This is a genomic window from Sanguibacter sp. HDW7 (assembly GCF_011300875.1).
Lineage (GTDB): Bacteria > Actinomycetota > Actinomycetes > Actinomycetales > Cellulomonadaceae > Flavimobilis.
The window spans coordinates 1,281,715-1,302,792 of record NZ_CP049862.1 but is presented as its reverse complement, the minus strand read 5'-3'; the positions used below and the strand labels follow the sequence as shown (position 1 = coordinate 1,302,792).

Sequence of the window (21,078 nt, the reverse complement as noted above, 5' to 3'; positions counted from 1 at the left end):
CTGACCCGTGCCAGGAGTCATGGGTCACGACCCGGACGGCCATGACCGACGGCACTGTGGCGGCCCTGGTCGACCCACTAGCGTCGAGGACGGCGGGGAGGAGCCCGTCACGGAGGCCGGCCCGACCGGCCCGACCCAGGAGGCACCATGCACGTGATCGAGGCACACGGCCTGCGTCGCACGTTCGGCGACGTCGTCGCGGTCGACGGGATCGACCTCGTCGTCGAGCCGGGCGAGGTCGTCGCCGTGCTCGGCCCCAACGGCGCCGGCAAGACGACGACGATCGAGATGCTGCTCGGCATGCGCACACCCACTGCGGGGACCGTCACGGTCCTCGGCGGGGAACCGACCGACCGCGCTGTCAGGGCGCGTGTCGGTGCGATGCTCCAGGACACCGACGCGCCCGGCTCGCTCACCGCGGCCGAGGTCGTCGACCTCGTCGGCGCCTACCACCCCGTCCGTATCCCGACCGCGCTCGCGCTCGAGCGCGCCGACCTCACCGAGCATGCGCACAAACGGGTCTCCCAGCTCTCGGGCGGACAGCGTCAGCGCCTCTCGTTCGCGATCGCCATGGTCGGCGACCCCGACGTCCTCTACCTCGACGAGCCGACCGCAGCGCTCGACGTCGCCGCGCGCGTCGAGCTGTGGGAGCACGTCCGGGCGTTCGCGGCGCTCGGCCGGACCGTCGTCTACTCGACGCACAACCTCGCTGAGGTCAAGGGGACCGCGAGCCGCGTCGTCGTCATCGACCGCGGCCGGATCCTCGCCGACGGCACGCCCGACGACGTCCGGCGGCTCGTCGAGGGCGCGACGATCGCCCTGACGACCGATGCCTCCGCCGCCGTGCTCGGGGCGCTGCCGGGCCTGCGCAGCGTCGAGGACCCGGGCGGCGCCGTGCGTGCCGTCGTCCTTCACGTCACCGACCCCGTCGCCGCGCTGCGCACGCTGCTCGCCTCGGACGCGCACGTGAGCGCGCTCGAGGTCACCGAGGCGAGCCTCGAGGACGCGTTCTTCGCCCTCACCGGGTCCGCGCACGCCGACGCTCGCACCCCCCAGACGGCCGAGGAGGCCCTGCGATGACCACGCTCGACCACGTCCGCTCCCCCGAGGCCTACGCGGGCCCCGGCCCCTTCGGCGTCCTCGCCGCCCAGGTGCGCGCCGAGGTGCTCCGCTACCGGCGTCTGCCCGAGTACGTCGTCGGGGTCGTCGTCCTGCCCGTCATCCTCTTCGCGATGTTCGGCCTGCCCAACGCCGAGCAGACGCTCCCGGGCGGCACGAGCGTCGTCGCCCTGCTGTTCGTGTCCTTCGCGTGCTACGGCATCGTCTCGCAGGCGCTCTTCACGTTCGGCGCCGACCTCGCCGAGGAACGCCAGCAGGGCTGGCTGCGTCGCCTGCGCGCGACGCCCATGCCGATGGGCGTGTACTTCGGCGGCAAGCTCGCACTGTCGCTCGTCTGGTCGCTCGTGACGATCACGGGCATCGCGCTCCTCGCGCAGCTCGCGGGGGACGCCGGGTTCTCGCCCGCACGGCTGGCGACGACCGTCGGCGTCCTGCTGCTGGGCACGGTGTGCTTCTCCCCCATGGGGTCCGCGATCGCCTACTGGGCACGGCCGCGTGCGGTGACGACGATCGTCAACCTCGTCTTCCTGCCGCTGTCGTTCCTCTCCGGGTTCTTCTTCCCGCTCTCGCAGCTGCCGGACGTGCTCCAGGGGGTCGCGCCGTGGCTGCCGACGTACCACTTCGGGCAGCTCGCCTGGGGTGCCATGGCTCCGGCCGACGACATCTCGCTGTTCGGCGCGACGACCGGCGGATCGACGTGGCTCCACGTGGTCGTCGTCGTCGGCTGGGGCGTCGCGTGCACGGTGCTCACGGCGCTCGGCTACCGCCGTGACCTCGACCGCGAACGCTCCTGAGCACACCCCTTCCCCCTCGCGACTCGTAGCGGTTCTGCACACTCCCGCAGCGTGCAGGGACGCTACGAGTTGCCAAGCTCCTTCGACTCGAAGGTTCTGAGCACCGTTCGATGGTGCTCCAGCCCCACGAGTCGCCACGGTTCGTCGACTCGTAGCGGTTCCGCACACTCCCGCAGCGTGCAGGGACGCTACGAGTCGCCAGGGGGACGACGGCGGCCTCTGCACACGTCATGTGCAGAGGCCGCCGTCGTGCTTGACCGGGATCAGTCGGCGAGGAGCTCCGCGACGCGCGCAGCGACAGTCTCGACGACCGCGGCGACCTCGAGCTGCTCGGCCTCGCCCGCACGCGGACGGACCTCGACCACACCATCGGCGAGGCCGCGGCCCACGACGACGAGCAGCGGGACACCCAGGAGCTCGGCGTCGGCGAACTTCACGCCCGGCGACACCTTGGGACGGTCGTCGTAGAGCACCTCGACGCCGCGCGCCGAGAGCTCCGTCGCGATGCGCTCGGCCTCCGCGAAGACGGCCGCGTCCTTGCCCGTCGCGACGATGTGGACGTGCGCGGGGGCAACGTGGGCGGGCCAGGCCAGGCCCCGCTCGTCGTTGTTGGCCTCGGCGAGCGCCGCGAGCACACGCGTCACACCGACGCCGTAGGAGCCCATCGTCACGGTGACCTGCTTGCCGTTGACGTCGAGCACCTTGAGCCCGAGCGACTCGGAGTACTTGCGACCGAGCTGGAAGATGTGGCCGATCTCGATGCCGCGCGCGAACTCGAGCTCGCCCGAGCCGTCGGGCGCGACGTCACCCGGGCGGACCTCGGCGGCCTCGACCGTGCCGTCGCCGACGAAGTCGCGGCCTGCGACGAGGTCGACGACGTGCGCGTCGACCGCGTTGGCGCCCGTGACCCAGCGCGTGCCGGTGACGACGCGGGGGTCGAGCAGGTACCGGGTCGCGTCCTCGTCACCCGTGTGGGCGCGACCGAGGACCTGCGGGCCGATGAAGCCCTTGACGAGCGTCGGGTTCTTCGCGAAGTCCGCGTCGGTCGCGGGCTCGACCTCGGCCGGCGCGAACGACGCCTCGGCGCGCTTGAGGTCGATCTCGCGGTCGCCGGGCACGCCGACGACGACGATCTCGCGCTCCCCGTCCGGGTGGGTGAGGGCGAGCACGACGTTCTTCAGCGTGTCCGCGGCCGACCACGTGCGACCGTCGGTGCGCGGGTGGGAGGCGTCGAGCAGCGCGACGAGCGAACCGATCGTCGACGCGTCGGGCGTCGGGACGACCGACGCTGCGGGGACCTCGGAGAAGTCGAGCGCGGCCGGGACCGGCGTGACGACAGCCTCGACGTTCGCGGCGTAGCCGCCGGCCGTCCGCACGAACGTGTCCTCGCCGATGGGGCTCGGCGAGAGGAACTCCTCCGAGCGCGAGCCGCCCATGGCGCCCGCGGTCGCGGCGACGATGACGTACTCGAGACCGAGGCGCGTGAAGATCCGCTCGTACGCGTCACGCTGCGCCTGGTAGGAGGCGTCGAGGCCCGCGTCGTCGATGTCGAACGAGTACGCGTCCTTCATGATGAACTCGCGCCCACGGATGAGGCCCGCGCGCGGACGCGCCTCGTCGCGGTACTTCGTCTGCACCTGGAAGAGCGTGAGCGGCAGGTCCTTGTACGACGAGTACAGGTCCTTGACGAGGAGCGTGAACATCTCCTCGTGCGTCGGCGCGAGCAGGTAGTCGGCGTCCTTGCGGTCCTGGAGCCGGAAGAGGTTGGGGCCGTACTCGGTCCAGCGGCCCGTCGCCTCATAGGGCTCGCGCGGCAGCAGCGCGGGGAAGTGGACCTCCTGCGCACCCGCCGCGACCATCTCCTCGCGCACGACAGCCTCGACCTTCGCGAGGACGCGCAGGCCGAGCGGGAGCCACGAGTAGATGCCGGGGGCCGCCCGGCGGATGTAGCCCGCGCGGACGAGGAGCCTGTGGCTCGCCACCTCCGCGTCGGCAGGGTCTTCGCGCAGCGTGCGCAGGAACAACGTGGACATCCGCAGGAGCATGGGGTCGATCCTACCGCCGCCGGGCGCCACGACCGCGCGCGGGTCCCGCGTCAGAAGAGGACGGTCGCGAACGTCCCGACCTGCTCGAAGCCGACCCTCCGGTACGTCGCGATCGCACGCTCGTTGAACGAGTTCACGTAGAGCGAGACGACGCCGAAGCGTTCGAGCGTGCCCGCGACGACGGCCGCCATCGCGGGCGCCGCGATCCCCTCGCCCCTCCGCGCCGGGGTCACCCACACGCCCTGCACCTGCGCGACAGGGCCCGCGATCGCCCCGAGCTCGGCCTTGAAGACGACATGCTCGCGCGCCGGGAGCCCGCTGCGGACAGCGGCACCCACCACTGCGTCCGTCGGTCCGAGGTCCACGCGCGCACCCGGCGCGGTGCGGACGAACGTCCGTCCCTGCTCCGCGAGCGACCGCACCCGCTCGACGTACGCCCCCGGGGCCGCACCGAGCGGCGAGTAGCCGACCTCCTCGAGGAACATCGCGACGCTCGCGGGCAGCAGCGCCGCGAGCTCGTCGGGCGACGCGAGCCTCACCTCGGGGTCGGGCTCGATGTCCGGGGAGCGGTCGAGAACGAGCGACGGCTGCTCGGGACGCACGTCCCGCACCGGCCCCCACGAGGAACCGAGCCGGTCCCACAGCCCGAGCACGTGCTCTGCGGGCCCGACGATCGACGACGCCCTCCGTCCGCCACGTCGGAGCTCGACGCCGAACGCGTCGAGCGCGGACTCGGCCTCGGCGCCCACGAGGTCACCCAGCACGGGCACGACGTTCGCACCGACCCAGCACAGCGCGCGCGGCTCCCCCGTCGCCGGGTAGAGCCAGCCGTGGCCGCCCGCCACCGCGAGCCCGCCGAGCAGGGCAGGTCGCAGCCGCGACGCCGCGAGGATCGAGGCCACGGGGTCCGCCGCGCACAGCGCGAGCGCGGCCGGGACGTCCGCGTCCGTGAGGACCCGGACCGCAGATCCCGTCGCGGCGCCCTGGCCGCGGAACCACCGTCCCATGAGGCGATTGTGCCGCACGTCCCGTCGTGTCGCGGGGACCGGCGTGCATCGTGCGTGGGAACGCGCGAAGCCCGGCGGGAGGACCCGCCGGGCTTCGTCCGTGGTGGTGCTGGGGTCAGCGACCGACGCTCACCGACGGGGCCGTGCCCTCGACGGGCTCCATCGAGGCCGCGATGCGCATGGCCTCCTCGATGAGGGTCTCGACGATGGCGTGCTCGGGGACCGTCTTGATGACCTCGCCCTTGACGAAGATCTGACCCTTGCCGTTGCCCGACGCGACGCCGAGGTCGGCCTCGCGCGCCTCGCCCGGGCCGTTGACGACGCAGCCCATGACCGCGACGCGCAGCGGGACCTCGAGGCCCTCGAGGCCCGCGGTCACCTGCTCGGCGAGCGTGTAGACGTCGACCTGCGCGCGCCCGCACGACGGGCACGAGACGATCTCGAGCTTGCGCTCCTTGAGGTTGAGCGACTGGAGGATCTGGATGCCGACCTTGACCTCCTCGACCGGCGGGGCCGAGAGGGAAACGCGGATCGTGTCGCCGATGCCCCTGCTGAGCAGGGCGCCGAATGCCGTCGCGGACTTGATCGTGCCCTGGAACGCAGGGCCGGCCTCGGTCACACCGAGGTGGAGGGGCCAGTCGCCGCGCTCGGCGAGGAGCTCGTAGGCGCGCACCATGACGACGGGGTCGTTGTGCTTGACGGAGATCTTGAAGTCGTGGAAGTCGTGCTCCTCGAAGAGCGACGCCTCCCACACGGCCGACTCGACGAGGGCCTCGGGCGTCGCCTTGCCGTACTTCTGCAGCAGGCGCGGGTCGAGGGACCCGGCGTTGACGCCGATGCGGAGCGACGTGCCGGCGTCCTTGGCCGCCTGCGCGATCTGCTTGACCTGGTCATCGAACTTGCGGATGTTGCCCGGGTTGACGCGCACGGCCGCGCAGCCGGCGTCGATCGCCGCGAAGACGTACTTCGGCTGGAAGTGGATGTCGGCGATGACGGGGATCTGCGACTTCCTCGCGATGATCGGCAGCGCCTCGGCGTCGTCCTGCGACGGGCACGCGACGCGCACGATGTCGCAGCCCGCGGCCGTGAGCTCGGCGATCTGCTGAAGGGTCGCGTTGATGTCCGTCGTCGGGGTCGTCGTCATGGACTGCACCGAGATCGGTGCGCCTCCGCCGACGGGGACGGACCCGACGTTGATGCGACGGGTGGGTCGACGCGGGGCCAGGACGGGAGGTGCTTCCTTGACCGCCGGCATGCCAAGACTGATCGGTACGCTCACCCCGCCAGTATCCCCCGTCCGGGCGTCCTGACGTGCATGACACCAGCCACGTGCACGATTCCCACGCAGCCGCGGTGGCGCACGTCACGCGCCGGGCTGTCGCGAGGGCGTCAGCCGATCGTCACCGGTCGCACGATGTCGGCGACGACGAGCAGCACGCTCATCCCGATGAGCAGGACGAAGACGCCGTAGGCGACCGGCATCATGCGGGCGGTGTCCGCGGGCCCCGGGTCGGGCCGTCCGCGACGGCGCGCGATCTGGCGCTTCGCACCCTCGTAGAGCGCCCCGGCGACGTGCCCGCCGTCGAGCGGGAGCAGCGGGACGAGGTTGAAGACGAAGAGCGCGACGTTGAGGCTCGCGAGGAGCGAGAGCCACACCGCGACGCGGTCGCCGATGCCGACCTCGTCGCCGCCGATCGTCCCGACCTCGCCCGCGACGCGCCCGACGCCGACGATGCTCATGACCGACTCCGCTGAGCGCTCCCCACCCGTGACGAGCGTCCGCGCGACGTCCCAGACCTGTCCGGGCAGCGTGACGACGATGCCGGCGGTGCCCGAGACCTGCGCCCAGAGCTGCTGCGGCACGGCTGCGAGCGACCTGTCGGCCTCGACCGTCGGCTGGACGCCGACGTACGTCGACGTCACTGTCCGCTCCGAGCCGTCGTCGGCAAGGATCGGTGCTCCGGTGGCGTCGACGACGGCGCGCGTGAGCTCGACGGGCACGAGGTCGAGGGTGAGCCGCTCCCCCGCGCGCTCGACGACGACGGTCGTCGGGTGCGGGCCGACGGCCGCGATCTGTGCCGTGAGCTCCTCCCAGCCGTCGACGGAGCGCCCGCCGTACTCGACGACGCGGTCGCCAGGCTCGAGGCCCGCGAGCGACGCCGGCGACCCGGGGGCCCCGTCCGCGCACGTGTCCGTCACGGAGGTCGTCGTCGGCGCGCACGGCACGACCGCAGCGAGCGTCGACGTCGCGCTCGCGACCCCCCAGCCGAGCGTGACGACGCTGAGGAGCACCGCCGCGATGACGAGGTTCATGAACGGCCCGCCGAGCATGACGACGAGCTTCTTGGGCGCCGAGAGGTTGTAGAACGCCCGCGCCTCCTCGCCCGGGAGGATCTCTTCGGCCGAGACCTCGCGTGCGTCCTCGGCCATCTCCTCGAAGCGGCCGCGGCGAGGCGTCGCACCGACAGGGACGGGCCGCGCGGGTGCGTACATGCCCACGAGACGCACAAAGCCGCCGAGCGGGATCCACTTGAACCCGTACTCGGTCTCACCGCGCGTCCACGACCGGATCGTCGGACCGAACCCGACCATGAACTGGCTCACGCGCACGCCGAAGCGCTTGGCGGGCACCATGTGCCCGACCTCGTGGAGCGCGATCGACGCGAGCATGCCGACGACGAACACGAGGACGCCGATGACGTAGCCCATGCGACCACCTTCCTTCCGACGGCCGCGCGGCCGTGAGCGTGCGCCTCAGGCGCGGGCGAGCAGCTCGTGGGCACGCGCACGCGCCCACGTCTCAGTCTCGAGCACGAGGCTGGGAACGAGATGGGAGGTTCCAGGGCCGTCGTGCTCGCCGAGCACCTGCTCGACCGTCGAGACGATGTCGAGGAAGCCGATGCGCCCGGCGAGGAAGGCGTCGACGCACTCCTCGTTGACCGCGTTGAGCACCGCAGGGTGCGTCGCGGACGCGGCGACGGCCTCGCGCGCGAGCCGCACCGCACGGAACGTCGACTCGTCGAGCGGTTCGAAGGTCCACTGCTGAGCCTGCGCCCAGTCGCACGCGGGCGCGACGTCCGCGACGCGCTCGGGCCACGAGAGGCCGAGCGCGATGGGCAGACGCATGTCGGGCGGCGAGGCCTGCGCGATCGTCGAGCCGTCGTGGAACTCGACCATCGAGTGGACGACGGACTGCGGGTGGACGACGACCGTGATGTCCGCGACAGGCACGTCGAAGAGCAGGTGGGCCTCGATGAGCTCGAGACCCTTGTTCATCATCGACGCCGAGTTCACCGTGACGACCGGACCCATCGACCAGGTCGGGTGGTTGAGCGCCTGCTCCGCCGTGACGGCGGCCATCTGCTCCCGCGTCCAGCCGCGGAAGGGGCCGCCCGACGCCGTGAGGATGAGCCGGCGCACCTCGTCGCGTCGGCCACCGCGCAGGGACTGGGCGATCGCCGAGTGCTCCGAGTCGACCGGCACGAGCTGGTCCGGGCGCGACACCGCGTCCTTGACGAGCGCGCCGCCGACGACGAGCGACTCCTTGTTCGCGAGCGCGAGCGTCGAGCCCGCGTGGAGAGCTGCGAGCGTCGGCGCGAGGCCGACAGATCCGGTGATGCCGTTGAGGACGACGTCCGCGCCCGACGCTGCGACCTGGGTCGCCGCGTCCGGCCCGCCGAGCACCTCGACGCCCCGTGCGTCCTCGCCGAGCTCGGCGAGGAGAGCGTCACGCCTGGACGCGTCAGCGACGGCGACGACCTCTGCGCGCGTCTGGCGCACCTGGCTCGCGAGCAGCGCGACGTCGCCCCCGCCCGCGGCCAGGCCGCGGACCCGGAAGCGCTCGGGGTTGCGCGCCACGACGTCGAGCGCCTGCGTGCCGATCGACCCGGTCGACCCGAGCAGCGCGAGCGACCGCGGCTCCGCGGTCACTCGACCCCCAGCAGCACCTCGACGGCACGGGTGAGGAACGCGTCGACGGCGCCGACACCGTAGCCGTCTCGGCCGCGCCGCGTCCGGAAGCGAGCCTCGCGCACCTCGGCGCTCGTGAGCGCCTCGCCGCGGTCGAAGTAGCCGACGAGGCGCGCGCACAGCGCGTCGACGTCGTCGGCGTCGTACGACGCCTCGCCACGCGCGCCGGGCGCGAAGCGCTCGCCGTCGGGACGGCCGAGACGCCCGTAGAGGGTGCGCGCCTTCTCCGCGAGCTGCGCCATCCACGCCTGCTGGCCGTGCGTCGCGACGAACTCGGCGCGCTCGCGCGCGACGAACGCCGCCTCGAGCCTGTCGAGCGCCGCGTCGACCGCAGTCGTCTCGTAGGCGTTGCGTCGCACGACGGGGAACGCGACCCGGTGGATCGCCGCCGCGTCGAGCGTCGCGCCGCCGGGGACGTCGCTGCCCTCGTACTCGGCGCGGGCACGCGCGAACAGGGCGTCGACCTCGTCCGCGGCGTACCCGCGGCGCAGCCCCGTCGTCGTGGGGAAGGTTCCGGTCATGAGGCCTCCTCAGCAGCCAGCTGGCCGCATGCGCCGTCGATGTCGGAGCCGCGCGTGTCACGGATCGTCGTGGGGATGCCGTGGCCGCGCAGGCGGGCCACGAACTCCTCCTCGACGGCCGGGTCGCTCGCGGTCCACTTCGAGCCAGGGGTCGGGTTGAGCGGGATCGGGTTGGCGTGCACCCAGCCGTGACCGCGCGCGTTGAGCTTCTTGCCGAGCAGGTCGGCCCGCCACGCGTGGTCGTTGATGTCGCGGATGAGCGCGTACTCGATGCTCACACGCCGGCCCGTGACCTCGTAGTAGGCGCGCGCCGCGTCGAGCGTCTCGTCGACCGACCAGCGGGTGTTGACGGGGACGAGCTCCGAGCGCAGCTCGTCGTCGGGCGCGTGAAGCGACAGCGCGAGCGTGAGCGGCAGGCCCTCCTGGGCGAGCCTCTTCATCGCGGGCACGAGCCCCACGGTCGACACCGTGATGTTGCGCGCCGACATGCCCATGCCGTCGGGCACCGGCGCGACGAGCTGGCGGATCGTGCCCATGACGGCCTTGTAGTTGGCGAGCGGCTCGCCCATGCCCATGAACACGAGGTTCGTCAGACGGCCCGGTCCGCCCGGGATCTCTCCGCGGTCGAGCGAGCGCGCAGCCTCGCGGACCTGCTCGACGATCTCCGCGGTCGAGAGGTTCCGCGTGAGTCCCAGCTGGCCGGTCGCGCAGAACGGGCACGCCATGCCGCAGCCGGCCTGGCTCGAGACGCACAGCGTCGAACGGTGCGGGTAGCGCATGAGCACGGACTCGACGCGAGCCTGGTCGAACATGCGCCACAGCGTCTTCACGGTCGTGCCACCGTCGGCCTCCATGACACGCGTGCTGCGCAGCAGCGGCGGGAAGAACGCCTCGACGAGCCGGTCGCGCGTGGCCGCGGGGAGGTCGGTCATCTCGGCGGGGTCAGCGCTGAGGTGGCCGTAGTAGTGCTGGCCGATCTGCTTGGCCCGGAACGCCTTCTCGCCCACGCCCGTGACGACCTCGACGCGCTCGGCGGGTGTGAGGTCGGCGAAGTGGCGCGGCGGCTTGCCGCGCCGCCCTGCAGCGGGGGTCGAGAGGTCGAGCGTCACGGGTACGCGGCGGTCGGTCATGTGAATCAGCTTCCGGTGGGACGGTTCAGCCGCCGAGGGCGGCCGACAGCATGAGGTACGCGAAGGGCGCGGTGAGCAGGAGCGAGTCGAGACGGTCGAGGATCCCGCCGTGGCCGGGCAGGAGCGTGCCCATGTCCTTGAGGCCGAGATCGCGCTTGAGGAGCGACTCGGCGAGGTCGCCGAACGTCCCGGTGATCGGGGTCGCGAGGCCGAGCACGAGGCCCCACCACCACGGTGCGTCGAGCAGCACCATGCCGACGACGCCGACGAGGGAGGCGAGGAGGAACGAGCCGGCGAGGCCTTCCCAGCTCTTCTTCGGAGAGATCGCCGGCGCGAGCGGGTGCTTGCCGAAGCGCACGCCCGCGAAGAACCCGCCCGTGTCGCTCGCGACGGGCAGGAGGATGAAGAGCAGCACGCGCCACGTGCCCTCGGGCTGCGCGAGCATGAGCATCGCGAAGCCCGCCATGAGCGGCAGGTAGGCCGTCGCGAACGTCGCCGCCGCAGCGTCGCGCAGGCCGCGGGGGCCGTAGCCGTCGAGCGCGCGCCACACGAGCGCTCCGAGGACCGTGAGCACGAACGACACGAACATCGCCTCCGTGCCCGCGACGTACGCGGACACGAGGATCCCGGCCGCACCGACCCACAGCGGGGCGAGCGGCAGGTGGACGTCGCGCCGGACGAACGCCTGGGAGAGCTCCCAGAGCGCGCCGCCGACGGCGAGGACCGCGAGGCCCACGAAGGCCGGGGGCCACACGAAGAGGGCCAGGCCGACCACGACGAGAAGGCCTGCGCCGACCGCGACCGCCGTGGGCAGGTCGCGGCCGGAGCGGCCGGCGGTCGTGGTGGGCGTCGCGCCCTCGGGCATCTCGGTCATCAGACCTCGAGAAGCTCCGTCTCCTTGGCGGCGAGGATCGCGTCGACCTCGTCCGTGTGACGCTTCGTCAGGCCGTCGAGCTCCTTCTCGGCGCGCGTGACCTCGTCCTCGCCCGCGTCGCCGTCCTTGACGAGCCGGTCGAGGATGTCCTTCGCCTTGCGGCGCACGGCACGGATCGAGACGCGGGCGTCCTCCGCCTTCGCCTTGGCGAGCTTGACGTAGTCGCGGCGACGCTCCTCCGTGAGGGAGGGCAGCACGACGCGGACGACGTTGCCGTCGTTGGACGGGTTGACGCCGAGGTCGGAGTCGCGCAGCGCCTTCTCGATCGCGGACATCGCGGTCTTGTCGAAGGGCGAGATGAGGACCGTCCGGGCCTCCGTGACGTTGAACGACGCGAGCTGCTGCAGGGGCGTGGGCGACCCGTAGTACTCGACGAAGATCTTCGCGAACATCGCGGCGTTCGCCCGACCCGTGCGGATCGCGGCGAAGTCCTCCTTGGCGACCTCCACGGCCTTGTCCATCTTCTCCTCGGCCTCGAGAAGGGTCTCGTCGATCACCGGTGCTCCTTGTCTGAGCCGCCCGGAGGCGGCACGTACGGGTTCGTCGTGCAGAGGTCTGGTCAGGTGCGTGCGGGCTCTCAGCCCGCAGTCACCACGGTCCCGATGTTCTCACCCAGGAGCGCCCGGGTCACGTTGCCGGGCTCGCTCATGCCGAACACGCGCATCTTCGCGCCGTTGTCCATGCAGAGGCTGAAGGCGGTCGAGTCGACGACCTTGAGGCCGCGCTGGAGCGCGTCGGAGTACGTGAGCGTGTCGAGACGCGTCGCGCTCGGGTCGGTGTTGGGGTCCGCGGTGTAGACGCCGTCGACACCGTTCTTGCCCATGAGGACCTCGTCGCAGCGGGTCTCCAGCGCGCGCTGGACGGCGACCGTGTCGGTCGAGAAGTACGGCATGCCGGCGCCCGCGCCGAAGATGACGACGCGGCCCTTCTCCATGTGGCGGATCGCGCGCAGGGGGATGTAGTTCTCGGCGACCTGGCCCATGGCGATCGCGGTCTGCACACGCGTCGAGCGGCCGGCCTGCTCGAGGAAGTCCTGGAGGGCGAGGCAGTTCATCACCGTGCCGAGCATGCCCATGTAGTCGGCGCGCGCGCGGTCGAGCCCGCGCTGCGAGAGCTCAGCGCCGCGGAAGAAGTTGCCGCCACCGACGACGATCGCGATCTGCACGCCGCGGGCCGCAGCGGCGGCGATCTCGGCGGCGATCCGCTGGACGACGTCGGGCGCGAGACCGATCTGGCCACCCCCGAACATCTCGCCCGAGAGCTTGAGAAGGACTCGGCGGGGTGCGACGGACTCGGTCATCGGGACTCCTCGGTGCTACGTGGGTGGCGTTGGGCAGGTGCGCCGTCGGCCCGGCCCCGGGAGCGGGGCCGGGCCGACGGTGATGACGACCGGGTCAGTTGCCGACGCGGAAGCGGACGTACGACACGATCGTGCCGCCTGCCTCCTTCGCGACCTGACCGACCTTCTTCGACGGGTCCTTCGCGAGCGGCTGCTCGAGCAGGACGACGTCCTCGAAGAACTTGCCGAGACGGTTCTCGGCGATCTTCTCGATGATGTGCTCGGGCTTGTTGCCGCCCTCGTTGCGCGCGGTCTCCGAGGCGATGCGACGCTCGTTCTCGACCTTCTCCGCGGGGACGTCCTCGCGGGCGAGGAACTCGGGGGCGAGCGCTGCGACGTGCTGCGCGACGTCCTTGGCGATCTCTGCGCCGGGGAGGTCGGTGACGACGAGGACACCGATCGAAGGCGGCAGGTCCTTGGCCGTGCGGTGGACGTAGCTCGTCACCTTGGCGCCCGAGACGGACGCGACGCGGCGCAGGACGACCTTCTCACCGATGCCGGCGGCCAGCGTCGTGATGGTGTCCGCGACGGTGCCCGCGGCGGTCGGGGCGGCGAGGGCGCTCTCGACGTCGGTCGCACCCGCGGCGACGACGGCCGCGAGGACCGTGCTCGCGAGGTCGATGAACTTCTCGTTCTTCGCGACGAAGTCGGTCTCGCAGTTGAGCTCGATGATCGTGCCGGTCTCGCCCGCGTCGGTCGTCTGGATGTCGACGGCGACGAGGCCCTCGGTGGTCTCGCGGTCCTCGCGCTTCGAGACGCCCTTGAGGCCCTTGATGCGGAGGAGCTCGAGCGCCTTCTCCGAGTTGCCGTCAGCCTCGTCAAGAGCCTTCTTGACGTCGAGCATGCCGGCGCCCGTGCGCTCGCGCAGAGCCTTGATGTCAGCGGCGGTGTAGTTCGCCATGGGTGGTCACCCTTTGCGTTCGGTCTGGACGGTGGTCGGTGGTGGACCGGTGCGGCCGGGCGGTAGACCGCCCGGCCGCACGTGGGTCACTCGGCCGCGGGGGCCTCAGCAGCCTCGGCCACGACGGCCTCGGCGGCGGGCACCTCGGCGGCGGGAACCTCAGCAGCGGCAGGGGCCTCAGCAGCGTCGCCCGCGAGGAGCTCCTGCTCCCACTCGGCGAGAGGCTCGGCCGGCGCCTCGGAGCCGGAACGGCCCTGGGCGCGCGAGACGAGACCGTCCGCGACGGCGTCGGCGATCACGCGGGTGAGGAGACCGACGGCGCGGATCGCGTCGTCGTTGCCCGGGATCTTGTAGTCGACGACGTCGGGGTCGCAGTTGGTGTCGAGGATCGCGACGACCGGGATGTTGAGCTTGCGCGCCTCGTCGACCGCAAGGTGCTCCTTGTTCGTGTCGACGATCCACACGGCGGAGGGAACCTTCGCCATGTCGCGGATGCCGCCGAGCGTCTTCGTGAGCTTCTCCTTCTCACGACGGAGCACGAGGAGCTCCTTCTTCGTGAGGTTCGAGCCGGCGACGTCGTCGAAGTCGATCTGCTCGAGCTCCTTCATGCGCTGCAGACGCTTGTGCACGGTGCCGAAGTTCGTGAGCATGCCACCGAGCCAGCGGTGGTTGACGTAGGGCATCCCGACGCGCGTGGCCTGCTCGGCGACGGCCTCCTGGGCCTGCTTCTTCGTGCCGACGAAGAGGATCGAGCCGCCGTGGGCGACCGTCTGCTTGACGAACTCGTAGGCCGTGTCGATGTACGACAGCGACTGCTGGAGGTCGACGATGTAGATCCCGTTGCGCTCCGTGAAGATGAATCGCTTCATCTTCGGGTTCCAGCGACGGGTCTGGTGACCGAAGTGGACACCGCTCTCGAGGAGCTGGCGCATGGTCACGACTGCCATGGCACTTCCTTCCGGCACGGTGGCGGATCCTCCGCCCGTCCGTGCACGTCCAGCGGCCCTGTCGGGCCGCGAGGTGGTTGTCGACCCTGCACCGGGCGGCGAGGGTCCCTGGCACCCCGTCACGCGAGCACCGGCCGAGGCCGGACCACGTCGCGTGACCCTGGGCGGCCCGGCGCGAGACGCGACGGACGTTGACCAGGAGGGAGGTGCGCGATGTCTCCGGGGCGCGTGCAGGCACGGCACACCCGGAGCAGGATCCATCGTACCCGACGCCGCCCTGCTCGACGGACCGCGCCCGGTGTGACGAAGCCACCACCCGGCGCCTCCGGTGCCTGCCCCGACCTGACCACCGCCGGGCCGTGCGCGGCACCCGTCCACAGCACGGCGCCGACGATGTGCAGCAGGTCGACACGGCAGGTCGGATGGGGCGATGACCGCACCCGAGGCCCGTCCTCAGATCCCACCCACGCTCACCCGTTCCGGACCGCTGCGGCGATCGAGCTCACGGGTGAGGCTCGTCGCCGCCCTCGGTGTCGCGACGCTCGTGTGCGCGCCGGCGGCCTCGGCGGCCCGCTCCCCCGCAGCCACGACATCGGCCCCGGACCCCGTGGCCACCGCGCTGCCCTGGCGGACGCCCGTGACCGGCACCGTCGCACGGACCGCGCAGATCCCCAGCAGCCCGTGGGCGTCCGGTCATCGCGGGCTCGACATGCTTGCCACGCCGGGCGTCGGCGTCGTCGCGCCGGCGGACGGCATCGTCGGGTTCGTCGGGCGCGTCGCCGGACGCGGCGTCGTCGTCCTCGAGCACGACGGAGGTCTGCGCTCATCCTTCGAGCCCGTGTCGACGGTCGTCACCGTCGGGACGCGCGTCGCCGCCGGGGACGTCGTCGCCCGGGTCGACGGGGCACCCGGGCACTGCGCCCCGCTCACGTGCCTCCACTGGGGCGTCCGTCTCGGAGAGCGTTACCTCGACCCCGCCGCGCTCCTCGCGCGACCGCGGATCGTACTCATGCCGTTGCGGGCATGAGTACGCCGCAGGCGCCGTCCCCCGGACGGTGCCCGCGGCGTACGAACGTGCCGGGCTTCCCTGGGCCCGGCAGTGAACCCGTCAGCCGCGCTCGACCTCGCCGAGGAGCTGACGGAGCCGCACGACGGCGGCCGAGTGGACCTGCGAGATCCTCGACTCGGTGACCCCGAGGATCGCGCCGATCTCTGCGAGCGTCCGGTTCTGGAAGTAGTAGAGCGTGAGGACGAGCTTCTCGCGGTCCGTCAGCTGGCAGATCGCGCGGCCGAGGAGATACTTCGACTCCTTCGCCTCGAAGCTGCGCGCCGGGTCGTCGCCGTGACCCTGGACGACCGTGTCGAGGATCGACATCGGCTCGGCACGCTCGGCGCCCACGGCGAGCAGCTCGTCGAGCGCGACGACGTTCGCACGCGAGACCTGCGCGTGGACCGCGCGGACGTCGACGACCGGCACACCGAGGTGCGTCGCGACCTCGTCGTCAGTCGGGCGACGGTGCCACAGCGCCTCGAGCTCCGCGTGCGCGCGGTCGATCGCGCGCGCCTTCGAGCGCACCGAGCGCGGGACCCAGTCGATCTGACGAAGCTCGTCGATGACCGCGCCACGGATACGTGCCGACGCGTACGTCTCGAACTTGATCTCGCGGTCGAGCTCGAACTTCTCGATCGCGTCGATGAGACCGAACATGCCGTAGGAGACGAGGTCGGCGTGCTCGACCGAGCTCGGCAGACGCATCGCGATGCGGGAGGCGACCATGGAGACGAGCGGCGCGTAGTGCACGATGAGCTCTTCGCGACGCTGCGGGGAGCCGGTGCTCTTGTACTCGACCCAGATCTCCGCGACGGCGTCACGAGGCGCGAGGTCCGCCTCGAGGTCGGCGAGGACGATGTCGGTGGCGTCGTGCTCCGTTGCAGGACGCGGAAGACCGGTGGTGGTCATGGTGTCTCCGGCTGTTCTCACGCGCGGGGGTGCGCGAGCTCGTAGGACGAGCGAAGCCGCTCGGCGCTGACGTGGGTGTACTTCTGCGTGGTGGCGAGGGCCGCGTGACCCAGCACCTCCTGCACCCCGCGGAGGTCGGAACCCCCGGCGAGGAGATGAGTGGCGGCGGAGTGCCGCAGCCCGTGCGGGGCGATGTCGACGACGCCGGCCAGCCCGGCGAGGTTGTGGACGACCTGACGGATCTGGCGCTGTCCCCAGCGCTGCCCGCGCGTCCCGAGGAGGAGAGCGGGCTCGGCCGCGTCCGTGACGAGGACGGGGCGGCCGCTCTCGAGCCACGCGTGCACGGCACGGCCGGCCGGCAGCCCGAACGGGACGATGCGCTCGCGCGCACCCTTGCCCATGACACGGACGGTGCGCTCGGCGAGCTGGACGTCGGCGACGTCGACGCCGACGAGCTCGCCGACACGGATGCCCGTCGCATAGAGCATCTCGACCGCAGCCCAGTCGCGCAGGTGCGCGGGGTCGCCGCTCTCTGCGCGCGAGCGCGCAGTCTCCATGAGCTTGCGCGCCGCGTCGACGTCGAGGACGGTGGGCAGCATGCGGTCGCTGCGCGGGCTCGCGAGGCGCACCGCGGGGTCCGACGTGACACGTCCTGAGCGGCAGGCCCACTCGAAGAAGGAGCGGACTGAGGCGCCCCGGCGGGCCAGGGTCGCACGGGAGAGGTTCCGCTCGCTCATGTCTGCGAGCCAGGCGCGAAGCAGCGCGAGGTCGACGTCGGCGGGGCCCTCGATGCCGAGCGATGCGGCGTACGTCGCAAGCTGCTCAACGTCGCTCCGGTAGGCGCGCACGGTGTGGGCAGCGAGGCCGCGCTGGACGCCGAGGTCCACGCAGAAACGGGCGAGCGGCTCGTCCCACCCGCCCGCAGCCTGGTACCCAGAGGTCGCGTGCACGAGAAGAGAGTGGCCCGACCTGCGGCGTCGATCAAGTACCTGTTCGTGGGAAGCAGTCACGAGATGTCTGGTTCGTACGAGAAACAGGCGAACTACTGAGCCGCATCACAGAAAACGCACGAGTCGTGGCGCGATCAAACTCGGCGCGCTTGAGCCAGATCGCGCCAGAACTTGTTCACCGATCGCGCCGACCGCCCGTCGCGGCCCGCACGATCCGGCCACCCGTGACGCGTCGGGCGATCTGCCCAGGTCACAGCACCTAACGCGCAGCCGGACGGCGTCCTGTCACGGTGAGCGCCCACCCTCCTGCGGCCCGAGCGACGAGCCCCGCGAGCTCGAGCTCGCCGAGCGCGGCCAGCACGTCCGCGGCCGACAGCCCGACCGTCGGGACGAGCTCGTCGAGCGTGCTCGTCCGCCGGGCGTCCAGACCGTCGACGACCATGCGTGCGGCCTCTCCGAGGCCGTCCTGCGGATCGGTCCCAGCCCCATGCCCACCAGGTCCGGACGGAGCGCCGCCGGGCAGGAGCTCGAGGACGTCGGCCACCGAGGTCACGCACACGGCGTCCTGCTCCCGGAGCAGGCGGTGGCATCCCGTCGACGCCATCGACGTCACCGGGCCGGGCACCGCCCCGACGGGCCTCAGGAGCCCTGCGGCGAGCGATGCCGTCGAGAGTGAGCCCGAACGCCACGCGGCCTCGACGACGACCGTCGCCGACGCGAGCGCCGCTATGAGCCGGTTGCGACGCAGGAAGCGCGAGCGCGTCGGCGTCGCACCGACCGGAACCTCCGCGACGACGGCTCCGCCACGCACGAGCACCCGCTCGAGCAGATCGGTGTTGCCGGCCGGGTAGAGCCGGTCGACCCCGCCCGCCATGACCGCGACCGTCGGACCGTCACCGGCGAGCGCCCCGCGGTGCGCCGCCGCGTCGATCCCGTACGCGCCGCCGGAGACGACCGGGTGGCCGCGATCGGCGAGGCCGCACGCGAGATCGGCGGCGACAGCGGTGCCGTAGCTCGTCGCGGCCCGCGCGCCGACCAGCGCGACAGCAGGCGGACCGGCGAGCGCAGCGGGGTCTCCACGGACCCACAGGCACGCGGGAGCCTCCGGCCCGAGGTCGTCGAGCCCCGTGGGCCACGCGTCGTCGCCACGGACGAGCACCCGGCCACCCAGCCGTTGCAGCGCGAGCGCGTCACGGTCGGTGTCGATGCGTCCGAGCCTCGGCCCCCAGCGGTCGACCGCCGCCAGGAGCCTGCGGGCCGAGAGCTCGTCGGGCGCATCCTCGAGCCGGTCGCGCAGGCGCGCCACGGCCCGCGCACGCGTGCCAGGCTCGCACGCAGCCCGCAGCCACGCGAGCGCCGCGACGGGGCCGACCGCGAGCAGGAGCGTCCCTGCGGTCCGGTCACCAGGCTCGACGAGGCCGCTCCAGGCGGCCGCTGCCCGACGCACGGCCGCGCGGTCCCTGTCGGGCGCTCCGGGCGGCACGAGCCCCGTCACGCGACCGCTCCGCGCGTCCGCAGTGCGAGCGCCCGCCCGACGTCCTCACGTCCGGGACGCTCGAGCCCCGCGAGGTCGGCGACGGTCCACGCGATGCGCAGGACACGATCGGCGCCCCGCAGCGAGATCATGCCGCGGTCGAGCGCCCGGTCGACGTCGGCGAGCACCCCGCCTCCGCGGCCGAGCATGCCCCGGAGGTGTCGGCCCGGAACCTCGCCGTTGAGCCGCCACGGCGTGCCCGCAAGACGCTCCTGGGCGGCGAGCCGGGCCGTCGCGACCCGGGCCGCGACGGTCGCGCTCGACTCCCCCGGCTCCGCCCGGTCGAGGTCGACGCGGCTCACGCCCGCGACCTCGACCTGGAGGTCCACGCGGTCGAGCAGCGGCCCCTGGACGCGCGAGAAGTAGCGGCGCCGCTGCACCGGCGTGCACGTGCACTGCAGGCCCTGACCGACGGCGAGCCCGCACGGGCACGGGTTCGCGGCGAGGACGAGCTGGAAGCGCGCGGGGAACCGGGCGGAGCCGCCCGCCCGGTGGATAACGAGCTCGCCGTCCTCGAGCGGCTGGCGCAACGTCTGCAGGACGCGCGCGCCGAACTCGGGACACTCGTCGAGGAAGAGGACGCCGCGGTGCGCACGCGAGGCCGCACCTGGCCGTGGCACGCCGCTGCCACCTCCGACGAGCGCGGCGGCGGTCGCGGTGTGGTGCGGGTCCTCGTACGGCGGGCGACGCACGAGGCCGTCGCCTGCGTCGAAGGTGCCCGCGACCGAGTGGACCGCGGTCACCTCGACCGCCTCCGCCTCGGAGAGGTCCGGCAGCAGGCCAGGCAGGCGTGAGGCGAGCATCGTCTTGCCTGCTCCCGGCGGCCCCACCATGAGCAGGTGGTGCCCGCCTGCGGCAGCGATCTCGAGGGCGGCCCGCGCCTCGTGCTGTCCCAGGACGTCCTCGAGGTCGCCCGCGGGCTCGTGCTGCACCCGTGCAGGCCGCATCGCCGGGGTCGGCACTGCGGCGGGCTCGGCGATGTCCGCCCCGTAGGCGTACGCGAGCTCCGCGAGGCACGACACGCCACGGACCTCCGCGCCCGGCACGAGCCGCGCCTCGGCGACGTCGGCCGCTGCGACGACGACCCGTCGCACGCCTGCCGCGACCGCCGCCGCGACCGCGGGCAGCACGCCCCGGACCGGGTGGACGCGACCGTCGAGCCCGAGCTCGCCCAGGTGGACGACGCCGCGGGGGGCAGAGACGTCGACGATCCGCGCCCCCGCGAGCACGGCGACGGCGATCGCGAGGTCGAAGCCCGCGCCGTGCTTGGGCAGCGATGCCGGCGAGAGGTTGACCGTGACACGCATCTGCGGCCACGGCAGGCCGCTCGACGTCACGGCAGCGCGCACACGGTCGCGCGCCTCGCTCAGGGCCGTGTCCGGCAGCCCGATGAGCGTGAAGCCCGGCACGGTCGCAGCCAGGTGAGCCTCGACCCCGACGACGTGCCCCGTCATCCCGACGAGCGCGACGCCGCGCGACGTCCCGAGGCCCATCAGAGGATCCCACGCAGGTGCTCGACCCGCGGCGGCTCGCCCGGGCACAGCCACACCGCGACGACGTCGACACGCACGCGCGCGGGATGCTGGGAGTGCTCCGCGAGCCACTGCCCCGTGAGGCGTCGCAGGCGCGCCGCCTTCGCGGGCGTCACCGCCTCGGCAGGATGCCCGAACCCCGTGCCGGTCCGGGTCTTCACCTCGACGACGACGAGGTCGTCCCCCTCGAGCGCGACGATGTCGAGCTCCCCGGCGTGCCCGCGCCAGTTGCGCTCGAGCACGCACCACCCGTCGTCCTCGAGGCGCCGGGCCACGAGGTCCTCCCCCGCGCGTCCCACCGCCTGCCGGTCCGTCGTCCGTCCGTGCGCCACCATGGCCACCACCTCCGTGACAGAGGGTGGGGTGCCTGACGGGCAGGTCGCATCCGCGCCCTGC

General features: G+C 72.6%; 20 protein-coding genes. 3 read left to right on the top strand and 17 right to left on the bottom strand.

Annotation, left to right across the window (positions count from 1 at the left end; all coding sequences use genetic code 11):
* Positions 1 to 153: 153 nt before the first annotated feature.
* Positions 154 to 1,080, top strand: coding sequence for an ABC transporter ATP-binding protein (locus G7063_RS06100; RefSeq protein ID WP_240916206.1), 927 nt, complete (start codon positions 154 to 156; stop codon positions 1,078 to 1,080).
* Positions 1,077 to 1,913, top strand: a complete 837-nt coding sequence (locus G7063_RS06095; RefSeq protein ID WP_166413604.1) for an ABC transporter permease — start codon at positions 1,077 to 1,079, stop codon at positions 1,911 to 1,913. The genes G7063_RS06100 and G7063_RS06095 overlap by 4 nt, the downstream gene beginning before the upstream one ends.
* Before the next feature lie 263 nt (positions 1,914 to 2,176).
* Here the strand turns inward: G7063_RS06095 and G7063_RS06090 are convergent, their stop codons facing one another.
* The 12 genes from G7063_RS06090 to rpsB all read right to left on the bottom strand — a co-directional run bounded on the left by G7063_RS06090 (position 2,177) and on the right by rpsB (position 14,706).
* Positions 2,177 to 3,958 (bottom strand): proline--tRNA ligase, encoded by a 1,782-nt coding sequence (locus tag G7063_RS06090; protein WP_166413603.1) that lies wholly within the window; start codon positions 3,956 to 3,958, stop codon positions 2,177 to 2,179.
* 50 nt (positions 3,959 to 4,008) lie between these two features.
* On the bottom strand, positions 4,009 to 4,965 hold the full coding sequence (locus G7063_RS06085) for a DUF4081 domain-containing GNAT family N-acetyltransferase (RefSeq protein WP_166413602.1): 957 nt from the start codon (positions 4,963 to 4,965) through the stop codon (positions 4,009 to 4,011).
* Positions 4,966 to 5,080: 115 nt separating this feature from the next.
* Complete coding sequence (ispG, locus tag G7063_RS06080; protein WP_166413601.1) at positions 5,081 to 6,244, bottom strand: flavodoxin-dependent (E)-4-hydroxy-3-methylbut-2-enyl-diphosphate synthase; 1,164 nt, start codon at positions 6,242 to 6,244, stop codon at positions 5,081 to 5,083.
* Between the two features lie 110 nt (positions 6,245 to 6,354).
* On the bottom strand, positions 6,355 to 7,674 hold the full coding sequence (locus tag G7063_RS06075; protein ID WP_166413600.1) for an RIP metalloprotease: 1,320 nt from the start codon (positions 7,672 to 7,674) through the stop codon (positions 6,355 to 6,357).
* Positions 7,675 to 7,719: 45 nt separating this feature from the next.
* The gene (dxr, locus tag G7063_RS06070) at positions 7,720 to 8,895 is read right to left on the bottom strand and encodes a 1-deoxy-D-xylulose-5-phosphate reductoisomerase (RefSeq protein ID WP_166413599.1); all 1,176 of its coding nucleotides are present in this window, start codon (positions 8,893 to 8,895) and stop codon (positions 7,720 to 7,722) included.
* Positions 8,892 to 9,455, bottom strand: a complete 564-nt coding sequence (locus G7063_RS06065; RefSeq protein WP_166413598.1) for a DivIVA domain-containing protein — start codon at positions 9,453 to 9,455, stop codon at positions 8,892 to 8,894. The genes dxr and G7063_RS06065 overlap by 4 nt, the downstream gene beginning before the upstream one ends.
* Positions 9,452 to 10,585: a 23S rRNA (adenine(2503)-C(2))-methyltransferase RlmN gene (rlmN, locus tag G7063_RS06060; RefSeq protein ID WP_166413597.1), complete on the bottom strand. Its 1,134-nt coding sequence runs from the start codon at positions 10,583 to 10,585 to the stop codon at positions 9,452 to 9,454. The genes G7063_RS06065 and rlmN overlap by 4 nt, the downstream gene beginning before the upstream one ends.
* 25 nt (positions 10,586 to 10,610) lie before the next feature.
* Positions 10,611 to 11,450, bottom strand: a complete 840-nt coding sequence (locus G7063_RS06055) for a phosphatidate cytidylyltransferase (protein ID WP_166415224.1) — start codon at positions 11,448 to 11,450, stop codon at positions 10,611 to 10,613.
* An 8-nt stretch (positions 11,451 to 11,458) separates the two neighbouring features.
* Positions 11,459 to 12,016: a ribosome recycling factor gene (gene frr / locus G7063_RS06050; protein WP_166413596.1), complete on the bottom strand. Its 558-nt coding sequence runs from the start codon at positions 12,014 to 12,016 to the stop codon at positions 11,459 to 11,461.
* A gap of 80 nt (positions 12,017 to 12,096) precedes the next feature.
* Positions 12,097 to 12,819: a UMP kinase gene (gene pyrH, locus G7063_RS06045; protein ID WP_166413595.1), complete on the bottom strand. Its 723-nt coding sequence runs from the start codon at positions 12,817 to 12,819 to the stop codon at positions 12,097 to 12,099.
* A gap of 94 nt (positions 12,820 to 12,913) precedes the next feature.
* Complete coding sequence (gene tsf / locus G7063_RS06040) at positions 12,914 to 13,759, bottom strand: translation elongation factor Ts (protein WP_166413594.1); 846 nt, start codon at positions 13,757 to 13,759, stop codon at positions 12,914 to 12,916.
* Between the two features lie 86 nt (positions 13,760 to 13,845).
* The gene (gene rpsB, locus G7063_RS06035; RefSeq protein ID WP_166413593.1) at positions 13,846 to 14,706 is read right to left on the bottom strand and encodes a 30S ribosomal protein S2; all 861 of its coding nucleotides are present in this window, start codon (positions 14,704 to 14,706) and stop codon (positions 13,846 to 13,848) included.
* Between the two features lie 430 nt (positions 14,707 to 15,136).
* Between rpsB and G7063_RS06030 the strand changes: the two genes are divergently transcribed.
* Complete coding sequence (locus G7063_RS06030) at positions 15,137 to 15,733, top strand: M23 family metallopeptidase (RefSeq protein WP_166413592.1); 597 nt, start codon at positions 15,137 to 15,139, stop codon at positions 15,731 to 15,733.
* Between the two features lie 81 nt (positions 15,734 to 15,814).
* On the opposite strand, the gene G7063_RS06025 is transcribed toward G7063_RS06030, so the two are convergent.
* The 5 genes from G7063_RS06025 to G7063_RS06005 all read right to left on the bottom strand — a co-directional run bounded on the left by G7063_RS06025 (position 15,815) and on the right by G7063_RS06005 (position 21,017).
* Positions 15,815 to 16,666 carry a FliA/WhiG family RNA polymerase sigma factor gene (locus tag G7063_RS06025; protein ID WP_166413591.1) on the bottom strand — a complete coding sequence of 284 codons (852 nt, stop codon included), beginning with the start codon at positions 16,664 to 16,666 and terminating at the stop codon, positions 15,815 to 15,817.
* Between the two features lie 17 nt (positions 16,667 to 16,683).
* Positions 16,684 to 17,616, bottom strand: coding sequence for a tyrosine recombinase XerC (locus tag G7063_RS06020; RefSeq protein WP_166413590.1), 933 nt, complete (start codon positions 17,614 to 17,616; stop codon positions 16,684 to 16,686).
* Positions 17,617 to 17,875: 259 nt separating this feature from the next.
* Positions 17,876 to 19,111, bottom strand: coding sequence for a DNA-processing protein DprA (gene dprA / locus G7063_RS06015; RefSeq protein ID WP_240916204.1), 1,236 nt, complete (start codon positions 19,109 to 19,111; stop codon positions 17,876 to 17,878).
* Positions 19,108 to 20,643 (bottom strand): YifB family Mg chelatase-like AAA ATPase, encoded by a 1,536-nt coding sequence (locus tag G7063_RS06010; RefSeq protein ID WP_166413589.1) that lies wholly within the window; start codon positions 20,641 to 20,643, stop codon positions 19,108 to 19,110. Before G7063_RS06010 ends, dprA begins: the two co-directional genes overlap by 4 nt.
* Positions 20,643 to 21,017 carry a YraN family protein gene (locus tag G7063_RS06005; protein ID WP_166413588.1) on the bottom strand — a complete coding sequence of 125 codons (375 nt, stop codon included), beginning with the start codon at positions 21,015 to 21,017 and terminating at the stop codon, positions 20,643 to 20,645. Before G7063_RS06005 ends, G7063_RS06010 begins: the two co-directional genes overlap by 1 nt.
* Positions 21,018 to 21,078 lie beyond the last annotated feature (61 nt).

Excerpts from the sequence above, each read along its gene's own strand:
- G7063_RS06095 (WP_166413604.1), top strand. The coding sequence starts at position 1,077 with ATGACCACGCTCGACCACGTCCGCTCCCCCGAGGCCTACGCGGGCCCC.
- G7063_RS06090 (WP_166413603.1), bottom strand. The coding sequence starts at position 3,958 with ATGCTCCTGCGGATGTCCACGTTGTTCCTGCGCACGCTGCGCGAAGAC.
- G7063_RS06085 (WP_166413602.1), bottom strand. The coding sequence starts at position 4,965 with ATGGGACGGTGGTTCCGCGGCCAGGGCGCCGCGACGGGATCTGCGGTC.
- G7063_RS06075 (WP_166413600.1), bottom strand. The coding sequence starts at position 7,674 with ATGGGCTACGTCATCGGCGTCCTCGTGTTCGTCGTCGGCATGCTCGCG.
- G7063_RS06065 (WP_166413598.1), bottom strand. The coding sequence starts at position 9,455 with ATGACCGGAACCTTCCCCACGACGACGGGGCTGCGCCGCGGGTACGCC.
- rlmN (WP_166413597.1), bottom strand. The coding sequence starts at position 10,585 with ATGACCGACCGCCGCGTACCCGTGACGCTCGACCTCTCGACCCCCGCT.
- G7063_RS06055 (WP_166415224.1), bottom strand. The coding sequence starts at position 11,450 with ATGCCCGAGGGCGCGACGCCCACCACGACCGCCGGCCGCTCCGGCCGC.
- pyrH (WP_166413595.1), bottom strand. The coding sequence starts at position 12,819 with ATGACCGAGTCCGTCGCACCCCGCCGAGTCCTTCTCAAGCTCTCGGGC.
- tsf (WP_166413594.1), bottom strand. The coding sequence starts at position 13,759 with ATGGCGAACTACACCGCCGCTGACATCAAGGCTCTGCGCGAGCGCACG.
- rpsB (WP_166413593.1), bottom strand. The coding sequence starts at position 14,706 with ATGGCAGTCGTGACCATGCGCCAGCTCCTCGAGAGCGGTGTCCACTTC.
- G7063_RS06030 (WP_166413592.1), top strand. The coding sequence starts at position 15,137 with ATGACCGCACCCGAGGCCCGTCCTCAGATCCCACCCACGCTCACCCGT.
- G7063_RS06025 (WP_166413591.1), bottom strand. The coding sequence starts at position 16,666 with ATGACCACCACCGGTCTTCCGCGTCCTGCAACGGAGCACGACGCCACC.
- G7063_RS06010 (WP_166413589.1), bottom strand. The coding sequence starts at position 20,643 with ATGGGCCTCGGGACGTCGCGCGGCGTCGCGCTCGTCGGGATGACGGGG.
- G7063_RS06005 (WP_166413588.1), bottom strand. The coding sequence starts at position 21,017 with ATGGTGGCGCACGGACGGACGACGGACCGGCAGGCGGTGGGACGCGCG.